At 65.9% G+C, this 14,485-nt stretch carries 17 protein-coding genes; 7 read left to right on the top strand and 10 right to left on the bottom strand.

Annotated elements, in window-relative coordinates:
• Positions 1-25: 25 nt before the first annotated feature.
• The 6 genes from J2W14_RS01745 to J2W14_RS01720 form a co-directional block, all read right to left on the bottom strand.
• A complete protein-coding gene (locus J2W14_RS01745) occupies positions 26-709 on the bottom strand; it encodes a TetR/AcrR family transcriptional regulator (protein WP_307457490.1) in 684 nt (227 codons plus the stop codon).
• A complete protein-coding gene (locus tag J2W14_RS01740; RefSeq protein ID WP_307457488.1) occupies positions 693-1,892 on the bottom strand; it encodes an acetyl-CoA C-acetyltransferase in 1,200 nt (399 codons plus the stop codon). The genes J2W14_RS01745 and J2W14_RS01740 overlap by 17 nt, the downstream gene beginning before the upstream one ends.
• Complete coding sequence (locus J2W14_RS01735) at positions 1,889-3,523, bottom strand: AMP-binding protein (RefSeq protein ID WP_307457486.1); 1,635 nt, start codon at positions 3,521-3,523, stop codon at positions 1,889-1,891. Before J2W14_RS01735 ends, J2W14_RS01740 begins: the two co-directional genes overlap by 4 nt.
• Before the next feature lie 10 nt (positions 3,524-3,533).
• Entirely contained in the window at positions 3,534-4,724 is a 1,191-nt protein-coding gene (locus J2W14_RS01730; protein WP_307457484.1) for an acyl-CoA dehydrogenase family protein, read from the bottom strand.
• Between the two features lie 65 nt (positions 4,725-4,789).
• Positions 4,790-6,061 carry a 3-hydroxyacyl-CoA dehydrogenase family protein gene (locus J2W14_RS01725; protein ID WP_307457483.1) on the bottom strand — a complete coding sequence of 424 codons (1,272 nt, stop codon included), beginning with the start codon at positions 6,059-6,061 and terminating at the stop codon, positions 4,790-4,792.
• 49 nt (positions 6,062-6,110) lie between these two features.
• Entirely contained in the window at positions 6,111-6,659 is a 549-nt protein-coding gene (locus J2W14_RS01720) for a GNAT family N-acetyltransferase (protein ID WP_307457482.1), read from the bottom strand.
• Positions 6,660-6,830: 171 nt separating this feature from the next.
• Between J2W14_RS01720 and J2W14_RS01715 the strand changes: the two genes are divergently transcribed.
• Positions 6,831-7,448 (top strand): hypothetical protein, encoded by a 618-nt coding sequence (locus J2W14_RS01715; protein WP_307457480.1) that lies wholly within the window; start codon positions 6,831-6,833, stop codon positions 7,446-7,448.
• A gap of 78 nt (positions 7,449-7,526) precedes the next feature.
• Here J2W14_RS01715 and J2W14_RS01710 read toward each other — a convergent pair whose 3' ends face one another.
• A complete protein-coding gene (locus tag J2W14_RS01710) occupies positions 7,527-7,979 on the bottom strand; it encodes an SRPBCC family protein (protein ID WP_307457478.1) in 453 nt (150 codons plus the stop codon).
• Between the two features lie 22 nt (positions 7,980-8,001).
• Positions 8,002-8,622 carry a hypothetical protein gene (locus J2W14_RS01705; RefSeq protein WP_307457475.1) on the bottom strand — a complete coding sequence of 207 codons (621 nt, stop codon included), beginning with the start codon at positions 8,620-8,622 and terminating at the stop codon, positions 8,002-8,004.
• 465 nt (positions 8,623-9,087) lie between these two features.
• On the opposite strand from J2W14_RS01705, the gene J2W14_RS01700 reads away from it, so the two are divergent.
• From J2W14_RS01700 to J2W14_RS01680, 5 genes are all read left to right on the top strand, one after another.
• Entirely contained in the window at positions 9,088-10,287 is a 1,200-nt protein-coding gene (locus J2W14_RS01700) for an NAD(P)/FAD-dependent oxidoreductase (RefSeq protein ID WP_307457471.1), read from the top strand.
• Between the two features lie 198 nt (positions 10,288-10,485).
• Positions 10,486-10,752 (top strand): hypothetical protein, encoded by a 267-nt coding sequence (locus tag J2W14_RS01695; protein ID WP_307457469.1) that lies wholly within the window; start codon positions 10,486-10,488, stop codon positions 10,750-10,752.
• A 127-nt stretch (positions 10,753-10,879) separates the two neighbouring features.
• Entirely contained in the window at positions 10,880-11,290 is a 411-nt protein-coding gene (locus tag J2W14_RS01690) for a four-helix bundle copper-binding protein (RefSeq protein ID WP_307457466.1), read from the top strand.
• A 78-nt stretch (positions 11,291-11,368) separates the two neighbouring features.
• Positions 11,369-12,904 carry an FAD-dependent oxidoreductase gene (locus J2W14_RS01685; RefSeq protein WP_307457462.1) on the top strand — a complete coding sequence of 512 codons (1,536 nt, stop codon included), beginning with the start codon at positions 11,369-11,371 and terminating at the stop codon, positions 12,902-12,904.
• Positions 12,905-12,938: 34 nt separating this feature from the next.
• Complete coding sequence (locus J2W14_RS01680) at positions 12,939-13,337, top strand: VOC family protein (RefSeq protein WP_307457459.1); 399 nt, start codon at positions 12,939-12,941, stop codon at positions 13,335-13,337.
• Positions 13,338-13,439: 102 nt separating this feature from the next.
• Here the strand turns inward: J2W14_RS01680 and J2W14_RS01675 are convergent, their stop codons facing one another.
• Complete coding sequence (locus J2W14_RS01675) at positions 13,440-13,625, bottom strand: hypothetical protein (protein WP_307457457.1); 186 nt, start codon at positions 13,623-13,625, stop codon at positions 13,440-13,442.
• A 151-nt stretch (positions 13,626-13,776) separates the two neighbouring features.
• On the opposite strand from J2W14_RS01675, the gene J2W14_RS01670 reads away from it, so the two are divergent.
• Positions 13,777-14,124 carry a hypothetical protein gene (locus J2W14_RS01670; protein WP_307457454.1) on the top strand — a complete coding sequence of 116 codons (348 nt, stop codon included), beginning with the start codon at positions 13,777-13,779 and terminating at the stop codon, positions 14,122-14,124.
• Positions 14,125-14,194: 70 nt separating this feature from the next.
• Here J2W14_RS01670 and J2W14_RS01665 read toward each other — a convergent pair whose 3' ends face one another.
• The gene (locus J2W14_RS01665; RefSeq protein WP_307457451.1) at positions 14,195-14,398 is read right to left on the bottom strand and encodes a hypothetical protein; all 204 of its coding nucleotides are present in this window, start codon (positions 14,396-14,398) and stop codon (positions 14,195-14,197) included.
• Between the last annotated feature and the right edge of the window lie 87 nt (positions 14,399-14,485).

Raw genomic sequence — 14,485 nt, 5'->3', positions numbered from 1 at the left:
TTCCCCATGAGTGGGGGTCCGGTGGCTAGGCGGAGCGCCCGTCGAGCGTGTCCTGGATGCGGCGCGCCACCTCGGCGGTGGGTGTGGACCGGGGGAATACGGCCACCACGAGGTCATCCGCGGCGGGGGCAACGGACGGGTCGCCCGGTGACAGGACGCCGAAGATGCGGCGCACTGCCAGCAATTCGTGTTCCAGATTCCGGAGGGATCCGCGGGGGGAATCCAGCATCATTTCGCGCAGCACATAGTTGTGGGTGGACGTGACGGCCGCCGCGAACCGGATGGCATCAAGTGCCGCCAGGCCTGGGAGGGCCTGCCGGAGGTAGTCGGAGAAAAGCCGCTCATAGCGGGATACCATGATCGTTTCCCGGTCCCGGAGCGCGGGCACCGCCTGCACCACGTGGTAGCGCTTTTGGGCTATTTCCCGGCGCTCAGCAAACTTCCCAAAGACGAGTGCCGCGGCCTGGCACACGGCCTCCCACGGATCGGGATGGTCCGCGGCCAGATAGCTGCCCAGCTCATCGAGCAAGGCTTCGTGGTCTGCAAAGATCACGTCTTCCTTGGCGCGGAACTGGCGGAAGAAGGTGCTCCGGGAGATCCCGGCCGCCAAAGCAATATCGTCCACGCTGGTCGGATCGTAGCCGTTGTCGGTGAACAGATCCAGGGCGGCCTCGGCCACCTCGGAACGGAAATTAGCCACTGATGCCATCCCGGTCCAGTAACAGCGCGTCGCCCTGTCCGCCGCCGCCGCAGAGTGCGACGGCGGCCTTGCCGCTCCCGCGGCGCACCAGCTCATGGACGGCCGAGACGACCAGGCGCGCACCGGAGGCTCCGATCGGATGTCCGATGGCGATGGCACCGCCGTTGACGTTCACCTTGTCCAAACCGACGCCCAGAACGGCCGCGGAGTGCTCAACCACGGAAGCGAAGGCCTCGTTGATCTCCACGAAGTCCAGGTCACCGGGCGTCCAGCCCGCGCGGGCCAGGGCGGCGGTGATGGCCTGCGCCGGTTTGTCCGGCAGCGTCGTGTCCGGCCCGGCAATTTGCCCGGCGGGCCCGACGACGGCCAGCACCTCCAGGCCGTTGGCGTCCGCGTACGCGCGGCTCACCAGCACGACGGCCGCGGCGCCGTCGCTTAACGGGGAGGCGTTGCCGGCCGTGACGGTCCCTGTGGCGGTGAAGGCCGGCTTCAGCCCGGCCAGTACCTCCTGGGTGGTCTGCGGGCGGACCCCCTCGTCGATGTTCACCACCGTGGGTGAGCTGCGCTTCTGCGGCACTTCGACGGGGGCCATCTCGGCGTCGAACAGCCCGCCGGCCTGGGCCTGGGCCGCTCGCTGGTGCGACAGCGCCGCGATCCGGTCCTGCGCCGCGCGGGAGAGCTGCAGGTCCCCGTTGGCCCGGTCGGTGGCAACACCCATGATTTCGTCGTCGAAGGCATCAGTCAGCCCGTCGTGGCCGGCCGAGTCCAGGACCATGACACTGCCGTAGAGGTAACCGGCGCGCGAGCGGGCGAGCAGGTGCGGCGCATGGCTCATGGATTCCTGGCCGCCGGCCACGACGACGTCCGCCTCGCCCAGCTTCAGCAGCCGGACGCCGTCGATGATGGCCGTCAGCCCGGAGAGGCACACCTTGTTCACCGTGACGGCGGGGGTGCTGAGCGGTATTCCTGCCGCCACGGAGCTCTGGCGCGCCGGGTTCTGGCCCGCGCCGGCGGTCAGGACCTGGCCCACGATGACGGCGTCGACGGCCGCCGGTTCGATCCCGGAGCGGCCCAGGGCCGCTGCGATGGCGGCGGCGCCAAGCTGCACGGCGCTCACCGCTGCCAGCTGGCCCATCAGTTTTCCCTGCGGCGTGCGGGCCGCGCCCACAATGACGATGTCCTGGCCGCTCACTGGGCGGCTTCCTGGCTGTGCGCCGCGGCGCTGACGCCCAGGGCCCGCAGTTGGGACTTCAGGACCTTGCCGGTGGAGTTGTGCGGGAGTTCGTCGGGGAAGAGGATTCGGTCCGGCACCTTGAATCCGGAGAGCAGGCCCTGGACGTGAGCGCGGATTTCTTCGGCGGTGACCGGGCTGGAGCTGCTGCGGATGACAAAGGCAACCGGACGTTCGCCCCATTTTTCGTGCGGGACGCCGATCACGGCCACGTTCAACACCGCAGGGTGGCTGCTGATGGCCTGCTCGACTTCAATGGTGGAGATGTTCTCGCCGCCGGAGATGATGATGTCCTTGGCCCGGTCCTTGAGCTGGATGTAGCCGTCCGGATGCATCACGCCGAGGTCTCCGGTATGGAACCAGCCGCCGGCGAACGCCTCGGCGGTGGCCTCGGGGTCCTTGAAATATCCGAGCATCACGTTGTTGCCCCGCAGCACGATTTCCCCCAGCGTGGTGCCGTCCGCCGGGACATCGCGCATATCCAGGTCCACGATGCGCGCCGTCTCGGCCTGCAGCATTCCCACACCCTGCCGTGAGATCTTCACGGCCCGGTCCTGAGGGGACAGATCATCCCACTCGGACTGGTACTCGCAGATCGTGTAGGGGCCGTACACCTCGGTCAGCCCGTAGACGTGCACCACGGTGATCCCGAGTGAGTCCAGGGACGTGATGATCGCGGGCGAGGGCGGGGCGCCCGCCGTCGTGATCAGCAGCGGCGCGGTCAGCTCGTGCGCCTGGGGCGCGCCGGCAATGATGCTGCACACCGTGGGTGCGCCGCAGAGGTTGGTGACGCCGAGGGTGTCGATAGCGTCCCAGACTGCATCCGCGCGCACGGCGCGTAGGCAGATATGGACACCCGCCACGGCGGTCACCGCCCACGTCGTGCACCAGCCGTTGCAGTGGAACATCGGAAGAGTCCACAGATAGCGGGTGTCGCCGGTGAACTTGTTATGGATGGTTTCCCCGAGTGAGTTCAGGTAAGCCCCGCGATGTGAATACAGCACGCCCTTGGGCTTGCCCGTGGTCCCTGAGGTGTAGTTCAGCGTGATGGGGGCGCGTTCGTCCTGGACCCCCCACGGGAGATCTGCATCCCGGCTGTCCGGTCCCGCGAGGAAATCCGCATAGCGGGTGGTGTTGATCCCCGCCGGTACCACCGGATCGGGGATGGTACTGTCGGGCACTTCGATCACGCCGGCCAGCTGTGTCGGGCCAAGGTCCAGTCCCGCCACGGTGCCGAGCAGCTCCGAATCGGCAAACAGCAGCCTGGCTTCGGAGTGTTCCAGGATGTACTGGAGTTCCCGGGCGGTCATCCGCGTGTTCAGGGCCACCAGGACGCCCCCGGCGAGGGGAACGGCGTAGTGGGCAATCAGCAGTTCAGGCACATTGGGACACAGGAAGGCCACGCGGTCGCCCGGCTGGATCCTGCTCCTGATCGCCCTGGCGAGCTGTTGGGCTTCGGCGGCGAAGTCCGTGTAGGTGTAGGAGCGATCACCGTGGATGATCGCCGTCTTGTGTCCGAAGACCTCGGCGGAACGCTGGAGGAACCGCAGGGGGCTCAGCGGGGTTTCGTTGGGACGCTCGATGGTGGTCATGGCGGGTCCTTTAGGCGAAGGCGCTTTGTCCGGTGACATCGCGGCCAATCAATAGGGTTTGAATGCTTTGCGTGCCTTCATAGGTATGGATCGATTCGATGTCCAACAGGTGCCGGATCACGTGGTTTTCCAGAAGGATGCCGTTGCCGCCCAACATATCGCGGGCGATGGATGCCAGCTCCCGGGCCTTGCGGGTGTTGTGGTACTTCGCCATCGCGGCCTGGGTGGGTCGCATCAGGCCGGCCGCATCAAGACCCGCCAGATGGACGCAATGCAGCTGCATGCTGGTCAGCTCCGAAAGCATGTAGGTCAGCCGTTCCTGGACCAGCTGGAACTTCGCGAGCGGCCTGCCGAACTGTGTGCGCTGGGTGGCATAGTTCAGCGCGGCTTCGTAGACGGCGGTGGCGTGGCCAAGGGCCGACCAGGCCACGCCCAGGCGCGTCGCCACCAGGACCTTGGAGGTGTCCTTGAACGTGCGCGCACCGGGGAGCAGGTTGGCCTTGGGGATGCGGACATTGTTGAGCCGGATCCGGGCCTGGTGAATCGCGCGGAGCGACGCCTTTCCGGTGATGGTCTCGGCCTCGTACCCCTCCCGGTCCTGTTCCACCAGGAAGCCGCGGACATCCCCGGCGTCATCGCGTGCCCAGACCACGGAGACATCCCCCGCCGCGCCGTTGCCGATCCACTTCTTCTCGCCGTTGAGGACGTATTCCCCGCCGTCGAGGGTGGCGGTGGTTTCCAGTGCCACGGAGTCCGAGCCGTGCTCCGGTTCCGTCAGGGCGAAGGCGCCGAGCTTTTCGCCCCGGCCCAGCGGTCCAAGCCAGGTCTCGCGCTGGGCTTCGGACCCGAAGAGTGCAATCGAGCGCATGGCCAGGCCGCCCTGGACAGCGATCACGGTACCCAGCGAACCGTCCCCGCGGGAGACTTCCATGTTGACCAGTCCGGCGCCCAGGGGTGACATCAGGTCCAGGCCCGGGACCGCGATGCCGTCGGCCAGGAGGTTCAGGCTGCCCATCCGCTTCGCCAGGTGTGCGGGGAACTCGGCGCGCTCCCAGTAGTCGTTCATCTGCGGCATTGCCTCCGCGGTGAAGGCCCTGGCGCGGTTCCAGACGTCACGGTCGGCGGCAGGAACGTTCGCAAAGACGGAGTAGTAGTCGGTATCGAGCGGTTCGGAGACGTCATAGTCGGGCATGGCTTGCATCCTTTGGGAGGAACTGAGGAAAAGGGTGAAGGGCGGTGCCGGTTGGGACGGCCCGCGCGGGGTGGCTATTCGGCAAAGCCGGGGCCGGGGTGGAATTCCTTTCCCCACACGCGCCGGGAGGCGCCGCTGAGGTCAAGCATCGGTGTGAGGCCGCCCTGGTGCACGGGGAAGTTGGCGCCAAGCAGCATGCACAGATCCACGTCCGCCGGTCCGGCCACCACGTTTTCGGCCAGCATCAGGCCCACCTCGTCCGCCAGGGCATCCAGGATCCGTGCCCTGATGGACTCCGCGCCGGGTGCCGGCGGGCCTGCGTCGGCTTGCGGCAGCAGGGCGGCGGCCGCGGCCGCGGGAAGCACGGTGCCCGACTTGTCGAGATAGCCGCGCAGGCGCGCCGCCGCAATGGCGGCCAGGCTGGTGCTGACGTAGAAGCGGTCCGGATAGGCGGCGTGCATGGTCTCGCAGATATGCAGCTGGACGGCGGGTCCGATGAATCCCAGCAGGGTGAGCGGGGTCATCGGCAGTCCCAGCGGATCCAGGGCGTGGTCCGCCAGTTGTACCTCCGCTCCGTCATCAATGATCCGGAGCAGTTCGCAGAACAGCCGGCTCAGGATCCGGTTCACCACAAAGCCCGGCGTGTCCGTGACAAGCACCGCGGTCTTGCCCAGGAGCCGGGCGAGCGAACAGGCAGAGGCGACGCTGACGTCGTCGTTGTTTTCGGTGCTGATGATTTCCACCAGCGGCAGCACCGCCACCGGATTGAAGAAGTGCAGTCCCACCAGGCGTTCCGGATGGGTCAGGCCGCGGCCGATGGCTGCCACGGAAAGGGACGAGGTGTTCGTCAGCAGCAGCGCGTCTTCGCGCAGCAGGGGCTCGATCTCGGCGAAGACCGCGCGCTTGACGCTCAGCTCCTCGAACACGGCCTCGATGACCACGTCGCAGTTCCGGAACTCGCGCTTGTCCACCGTTCCGCGGACAAGACTCCCGAGTTCCCGCGCTGCCGTTGGAGTGAGCTGCCCGCGCGCCACCAGCTTCTCCAGGTGTCCGGCGATCCCGGTCAGGGCCCCGTCCACCTTTTCCTGGGACAGATCGGTGATCAGCACCGGAACCCCCAGCTGCCTGGCGAAGAGCAGGGCGAGCTGACTGGCCATGAGCCCGGCCCCGATGACTCCAACGCTTCGGACAGGGCGCGGGACTGCGCCGGGCGCGCCCTGCGGCCTGTGCCGTTCACCGGCCAGGAGGGCCTCCGCGTACGCGCTGGCCGACCTTCGGGAGCCCCGGGAGGCGGCTGCTCCGGCCTCCGCGAGCGTGGCAGTTTCAACGACATTGTCGGGAACCATGTCACCGTTCTATCGTGAAACTGAGTCTCACGTCAATAGATACTGAGTTTCACATGGGTGGTGGTGGCTGGGGGACGGTCGAGCTGCCGCCGGAGGGGACCGTCCTTTTCATGACAACCCGCGGCCAGACCGCCAGACCGTGGTCACGTTCGGACTGCATTATCTGCCGGATGCGTTCCGACCATTGAGATTCGGGCACCTCCTGGAAGCCGAGGCGCCGGTAGTAGGGGGCATTCCAGGGAACTTCATCAAAGGCCGTCAGGGTCAGTCCGTGCAGTCCGCATGCTCCGGCCCAGCGCGCGGCTTCTTCGATGAGCGCCCGGCCAATGCCGCGGCGGGCGTATCGGGGGTGGACGGTCACCTGCTCGATGTGCGCGAACCGATCGACGACGTCGAGCAGAATGTAGGCGATCGGATCGTCCTCGGAATCGGTGCCCACCCAGGCTCTGCCATCCTGCTGGTAAACGGCCAAGGCATCCAGGGCCAGCGGCGGATCGTCCGCGATCGCCGCCATGCCGACCAGCCGGAAGGCCTCGCCCGCGGCGGCCTCGATGCCGCGCATCTTCGACAGATCCTCTGCCCGGGCGCCCCTGATCATAGGGACCAGTCAACCAGACGCGGGGTCCGGCCGCCCGACGGCCGAGGGAACCGAGCGGCCCGCCGTGAACCTGTCTACACTGGCGAAATGAGGCCGATTCGGGGGGATCTTTCGCTCTGCCGTCGAGCTGACGGTTGCCGGCCTGCAGCCACGCCGACGAAAGGACCAACCATGACGTTCTTCCAGGACTTTCCGGTGCCGCCCTCTCCCCCGCGCGGGCGGGCGGTGAGGTACGTGCCGCCGGTCTGGGCCGGCGCCCCGCCGTACGAGCTTCCGGTCGTCGTCCACATCGGTCAGTTCCTGCACCGGAGCCCGACGGTCGTGATGGCCGTCAAGAGCGCCGACGTCTTCTCGACGGGGTGTTCGTTCGATGTGTCCTGGGTCATCAGCCGCCGGGGCGACCAGACGGACGAGGATTGGGCGGACCTCAACGAGATGTTTTTCCGGCCCGGACCCGGCGCCCGCAGGGGCGCCGGGGGAGCTTCGATGCTGCTGTTCGGTGCGGCTTTCCCTGACGGATCAAAGTCCAGCACCGGTGCGCACCCCCACGGATTCTTCGAAGGCACCAAGGAGCCAGATCCACCGGTGCTCCTGATGAGAAACGGCGGCGGGAACGGCGGCGACGACGAACTCTCCGGCTCCGGATCGCTCTGGCTCTGGCCGCTGCCGCCGGCGGGGACACTCCGGCTGGTCGCACAGTGGAAAGATTTCGGCCTGGAGGAGTGCTCCGTTTCCCTGGACGGCTCCCGTCTGCGTGACGCCGCCTCCGGCGTGCAGACCTTCTGGTGAGCCCGCGGGCAAGGCTGGCACCAGGAATCCGCCCTGGCGCGTCTGGCAGTGCTCCCGGATCTGGCGGCCTACGTCCCGCTACCTGTTCGCGAGGGCGGCCTCCTCGGTCGCGGCCAGCATGGAGGTGAAGGTCGCCGTCAGCATCTTGTCGATCAATGGACCGGTGAACCGGCCGATAGGGCCACCCCGGGGTACATATCGGTAGTCGAAGGTGGCCAACGTTCCGTCGCCGTCGGGCTCGAGCGTGAGCGTGGACTCTGCCTGCTTGAACGGCACCGACACGCTCGACTGATTCTTTGTGTCGATCCTGCGACCCTCCTCCCAAGTGGTGACGGTTTCATCCATGCTGCCCATCGGCTTCAGTTCGACGCGGCGCCGAGCGCCCACGCCGCTGTTCTGGTCGCCGATGGCTTTCGTGGCCCTGAGGCCGCTCCAATGGCTCGCGAGACTGGGGAAGTCGGCGTACAGGGCCCATACGGAACCCGTGGAGGCAGACATGCGACGTTGCACCGTGATGTGACGTTGAGGCATGAGGACCACTCCAATGCCCAAACTATGCGGTGACCGGGCCCGCGGGGGCAGCGGTGCGGGCGGCATGTCCGCGGCGGCCGCTGGGCCACATCTGCACAGCCATCACGAAAGCCCAGACGGCCAAGAGCACCAGAGCCACCAGCCGGGGCGCCGAGTCGAACAGGCCCACGTAGGAAACCATCAGGCCATGGATTATCCAGGCGACCCCCGAGGCGGCAGCCAGCCATCCCGGCCAGCGGGAATATGCGGCGCCGAATGCGATGGCCAGACCAAAGAAAATAAGCGTCAGCCCCAGCAGGATATTGGAATAACTCTGCAACGCGTATTCAGTCCACCTCAATCCCATGGCGGCCGAAAACGCTGAAGACTCCTGCTCGGCAGGAGCATCCGCCCAGGCGTCAACCGCCCATTTGAGCGCAACACCGTCCACCGCTTGAAGCATGGTGATGGCCGCCGCAGTCAGCACCACCGCGGCAAGGCCGAAGCGTGCCAGCGCAGTCGTTCCTTCCCGCTTGGGCGTCATGGCAAAGTACAGCGCCACCAGCCCGCCGAAGAACACCAGGCTGGCGAGCCACTGCGTGAAGTGGATGCCAATCCAGGCGTCGGTCTGCGCATACTCCCTGAAGACCGCCGTGTGATTCATGACGTCTTCCCTGGACGGGTGCACAGCCGTAGCCGCCACCAACATAATGACGCCGAGGGGAAGCGCAATCGCGGCGATCCTCCCCCAGAAAGTCCTTGGTTCCACACGCGTTTCCATTAGATTCCCCTCTCCAGGCCGGCAGCATCCCAGCGTGGCGAGTGTCCCCGGGGACGCATCGCAGGCCTTCATTGCTATCTCTGGCTGGAGCGGGCGAGTGTTGGTCCGCCCCTACAACAACATTAAGAGCCTTGAGGCAGAAGGTATATGGCGGCCCGGTCAAGCTGGAACGAGCAAAACGTTACCCAATAAAGATCATCATGCTTAGTATTGAGACTTCGGTTGCTGGTCACGCATGCGCCGCTGGAACAGGCCCTATCCGAGGAGTGCCAATGTTGCTGAACCAGGGAACACCCGTGGAATGGAACACGCCCGAGGGCCCTACCCGCGGCAGGAGGAAGTAACGCCGTGGCCGGGCAGCACCGCGAAGTCGTCATTATCGGCGGGGGCAACGCCGGTGTTTCCCTCGCGGCGCGCCTTCATCGCTACGGGGGTAAGGATGTGGCCGTGGTGGAGCCCGGGGACCACCACCACTACCAGCCGCTGTTCTCCCACATCGCCGGCGGGAGGGCGAAGGCCTCAGAAGCCATCCGGCCCCAGCGCTCCGTCATGCCGCGCGGCGTGGAATGGATCCGGGACAGCGCGGTGGGCATCGACCCGGCGGCGAGCACGGTGTCGTTGGCCGCGGGCGGCCGGCTGGGGTTTGACCACCTGGTGGTCTGCCCCGGACTGCAGCTGGACTGGGACAAGATCCCGGGTCTGGGCGAGGCCGTCCATTCCCCGTCCGGCGCGTCCCACTATGAATTCAACCTGGCAGCCAAGGCCTGGACGCTGCTCGGCGGCCTCAAGACCGGGACCGCCGTATTCACCATGCCTTCCGGCCCCATCAAATGCGGCGGCGCCGCGCAGAAACCGATGTACCTCGCCTGCGATTACTGGCGGGAGCAGGGAGTGCTCCAGGACATCCGGGTAGTCATGATCCAGCCATACCCCACCGTGTTCGGTACCCCCGGAGTGGATGACGAGCTTAATCGCAAGATTGCCGAGTACGGCATTGAACTGCGTCTCAACAGCGAACTGGTTTCGGTGGACGCTGCGGCACGGAGCGCGCTGATCCGGGACACTGCAACCGGGTCCACCGAAGAGCTGCGCTACGACGTGCTCAATGCCGTCCCGCCCCAGTCAGCCCCGGACTGGCTCAAGGCCACGGAGCTGCCCGCCCCGGGTGACTCCGGCGGATTTGTGGAAGTGGACCCGCAGACGCTCCGGCACGTCCGTTTTCCGAACATCTGGTCTTTGGGGGATGCCGCGGCGACCACCAACTCCAAATCCGGCGGCGCGCTGCGAAAGCAGACGAAGGTCTTGGCCAAGAACCTGGCTGCGGCCCGAAACGGGAAACCCCTGACGGAAAAGTACGACGGATATTCCGTGTGCCCCTTTACGGTTTCCCGCTCCACGGTTGTCTTCGCCGAGTTCGATGACCAGTACCGGCCCATGCCCTCCGTCCCGAAGCTGCCGACATGGAAAGAGAGCCGCGCATCGTGGGTCGTGGACCGCGACATCTTCCCTCAGGTGTACTGGAACCTGATCCTCAAGGGCCGCGCTTAGGACTGAGCCACCCGGCGCCAACGATCCTGGACTGATCGGCGGGGCTCGGGGAGGTCTTGAGCTGTATGACAGGGAGTCGCCAGAATGGTTAAGAGTTCTTGTCACGGCTGAAGAGCAGGAATTCACACATTCCGGGCAAACCGCCACTACGGCAGTCCGGTTTTCGGCGCTTATTAGCGAATGCCGTTAGGAGGAACCATGGGCAACACGACTATTGAGCACCTTTGGAACAAGCTGGATCCAAAGACGCAAGAGTGGCTGCGGGCGAATCCCGGGAGCGTCATCCTTCCCCGCAGTGTGACCGCAACGCTTCTTCAAGCGAGCGATGACCCCGAGGCCCTGGAGGAGGGGATTGATCAGAACGGGCAACTCCCGCTCTCCGCACGAGATCAGGCATTCCTCAAATCGATGGCCGTCTCCCCGCCGGTAGGGCACCCGGTGCCACCAGGATCGCCGTCGGCCTGAATAAAGGGGGGAATTGCCAGCCTCGACGGCCCGCCTCTTGGGGGCTGACGGCACGGTCAGCGCGGGTTTATCGTGGGGCATAACGGCGGCAGGCCGGCCGCCCTATGACCGCGACAGGAGCCTAATCATGTCCGACCACATTGCCGCCATGCTCGACGTCCACCCCCAGGCGGCCGAAATTTCAGAGAAGTCCAAGCTGGCCGAATGCATTGCCGCCTGCCATCAGTGCGCCCAAACATGTACATCCTGTGCAGACGCCTGCCTTGCTGAAGACATGGTCTCCGACCTCGTCTCATGCCTCCGCTCGGATTTGGACTGCGCGGACGTCTGCGCTGCCACCGGCATCATCCTGATGCGGCAGACGGCATCCAACCCCGGAGTTGGCCGCGCGATGCTGGAGGCCTGCCGCGCCGCCTGCTCGGCCTGTGCCGAGGAATGCGAGAGGCACGCCGGCATGCACGAGCACTGCAGGATCTGTGCCGCGGCATGCCGCCGGTGCGAACAGGCCTGCGCTGCCCTTTTGGCTGCATCAGGCTGAGTAACTTGTCGAGCTTCACCGATTTGCGCGGATGTGGGGTCTCCTTCATACGCAGCTCCAAGGACAGGAAGTGCTGTCATGACCTCACTCTGGCTGGACCGAGACCAAGCAATACCAGTTGACGATTTCGTTCCCGGATCCACCTACGACACGGTCGTCGTCGGGGCCGGGATCACCGGCCTGGCTACCGCGCTGCTGCTTGCGCGGTCCGGCATGACGGTTGCAGTCCTGGAGGCCCGTTCGGTCGGGGCGGGAACCACCGGCAACACCACCGCGAAGCTGAGCCTGCTCCAGGGCACGGTGCTGTCCGCACTGCGCGGGCAGTACTCCCAGAAGATCGTCAACGCCTACGTCGAAGCCAACAGGGAAGGGCAGGCCTGGCTGCTCCGGCATCTCCAGGACAGGGCGGTGCCCTTCCAGCGCCGGGATGCTTACACTTTCGCAGTATCCGACAGAGGCGCGGACCGCGTCCGATCGGAGTTCGCCGTGAGCCGGGCCGCCGGCCTGGCCGTCGAGGACGTGGCGGACCCCGGACTCCCGTTCGCTACCCGCGGCGCCATCCGCCTCCCGGACCAGGCCCAGTTCAACCCCATGGACATCCTAGAGAGCCTCGCCGCGGACTTCCGCGCCCATGGCGGAGTTCTAGTTGAAGGGGTGCGGGTCCGGGATGTCTCCAGGGGAAGCAGGGTCTCCATCACGACCGGCGCCGGGAACGTTTACGCACGGCGCGTCGTGCTGGCCACGGGCATCCCCGTCCTGGACCGGGGGTTGTATTTCGCCAAGCTGAAAGCCTCCCAGTCCTACGCCGCGGCGTTCCGTGTGCCGGCCTCGACCCCGATCCCGTCCGGAATGTACCTCTCCGCTGAAACGCCGGGCCGCTCGCTCCGCACTTACCCAAGCGACACCGGGGAGATGCTCATCGCGGGCGGCAACGGGCACCAGGTCGGCAGGGAACCCTCCCCCCGGGCCCGCCTGGATGAGCTTGTGGACTGGACGCGCCGGCACTTCCCGGGCGCGGAACCGACCCATACCTGGTCAGGAGAGGACTACCAGGCCACCAACCTCATGCCGTTCTTCGGGAAAATGCCGCGCGGCGGCGGCAAAATTCTCTTCGCCACCGGCTACAACAAATGGGGCATGAGCAACAGCGTCGCAGCCTCGCTTGCCCTTACCGCCGAGATTCTCGGCGGCAACCTCCCCTGGGCCGCCGCCATCCACCACAGGGTCACGTCACCCAAAGGGGCCGCCGCCATCCACCACAGGGTCACGTCACCCAAAGGGGCCGCCGCCGCCGTCGCGCTCAACGCTGACACCGTCATGACCATGGCCAGGGGGTGGGCGAAAGCCGAAGCGGCCCCGCCCGACGCCGCAGCAGCCACGGTCCCCGCCGAGGGTGAAGGCATCATCGTCCGGCACGGCCGCAAACCCGTGGCCGTGTCCACCGTCGACGGCGTCACCTGCCGGGTATCGGCTGTCTGCACCCACCTGCGCGGAATCCTGAGCTGGAACGACGCCGAGAAAACCTGGGACTGCCCACTGCACGGCTCCCGCTTCACTCCCGCCGGGGACGTCCTGCAAGGCCCCACCACCAAGACGCTGCCGGCCGCGGATTGACGCTACGATGGCCCACCAGAAAGAGGACGGAAAAATGAAAATTGCCCTGACGAGCCTGTTCGTGGACGACCAGCGAGCAGCCCTCGCCTTTTACACCGAGGTGCTCGGCTTCACGAAACACCATGACATACCCCTCGGTGACAACTTCTGGCTCACCGTTAAATCACCGGAATCGCCGGACGGTCCCGAGCTGCTGCTGGAGCCGGCGGACCACCCTGCCGTGAAGCCGTATCGGGATGCTCTCGTCCGGGACGGTATCCCGCTCGCTCAATTTGCCGTCGACGACGTCGAATTCGAGCACGCCCGGCTGACCGGCAAGGGTGTGGTGTTCACGCAGCCGCCGACCGACATCGGCACGGCAGTCGTGGCCGTCTTTGACGACACGTGCGGCAACCTCATTCAGCTCATCCAAATGAAACCGGACGAGAACTAGCCGAGACAGCCGGACATGGGCACGTGAAATCGCCGAGCCGCCTCACCCACTCTTCGGACCGATTACCAGCAGTGGCCCGGCTTCAACCGTCTTCGATGCTTTTCAGGGGCCTGCGTCGCCGTGGAGATCATCTTTGTGCTGGACCTTCTTCAGATGGTGCTCCAGCTTCTCCTCGGCGTCCCGTCTGCGCTGGCCCACTATGCGCAGTTGTTGCGTGGTCGGCGTACCGGCGTAGTCCTCCTGATGGCGCCCATGCTCCCGCGGAGCCGCAGCCTTCTTCTCGCTCATACTGGAATCGTCTCACCGGAAGTCCGCCTCGGAAAGATGGAATCCCGGGCGCTATCCCGGGGATTGCGGCACCTTAAGCATGCTGATTAGGTCTTGGGTACGGCCGATGACACCTGCCGGCGAGGGAAGACGAGAGAGTGAAGGCAAGGTCATGACAATCAAGACCAACAATGCGGCACTGGGTCATGCCCGGCAGCTGATCAGGGACGCCAGAGTCGCCCGGGATACGCGCGATGACTGGAGCGAACATGCCCCGGACACGGACCAGGAAAACGCATTCATCGACAAGCACGGGTACGCGGAATACGGAAAGTGGCACCTCGGCGAAGACAGCGAGAAATCAAACGACACAAAGGGACGCTACAGCTTTCCCTTCGGGGATTTCCGGCGGCTTCACCGCTGCGCAATTCTTGCCATCGAGAGCCGTGCAGCCCAGTACGACCACGACGACATCGCCACGGCAGCGAAATCCCTGCTCGAGGAACTCGACAAAGACTAGGCGGCCGCACATGCCGGGACCTTCGCGCCGTAACCTCGGGTTGGCTGCGGACCGGGCGAATCCTCGCTGTTCAGGATTCGCTGTCCTTTTCCGGACCGGCGTCGCGCCGGCTCCAGGTGCCGAAAGGCGCCGGGCGGGCGGGCCCGCCCGGTGACCGCACCCGACGCGCGGCAAACACGGCCCATGCCCCGATCAGCACACCGACGAGCACCATGAACATACCCGCGGTGAACCAGCCGCCCTCCGCGAAAATCATCAACGCAATGCCTGCCAAGGACAAGCCTTTCGCCGCGACATCCAGATACAAAGGACCTCTCAGGGACTCCATGCATCTAAGTTAGACCTCTGAAGACGCTTCGCA

This window comes from Pseudarthrobacter oxydans, assembly GCF_030812335.1.
GTDB classification, from domain to species: Bacteria; Actinomycetota; Actinomycetes; order Actinomycetales; family Micrococcaceae; genus Arthrobacter; species Arthrobacter oxydans_B.
The sequence above is the reverse complement of the archived record's forward strand: the minus strand, read 5'-3'. Positions and strand labels throughout refer to the sequence as shown.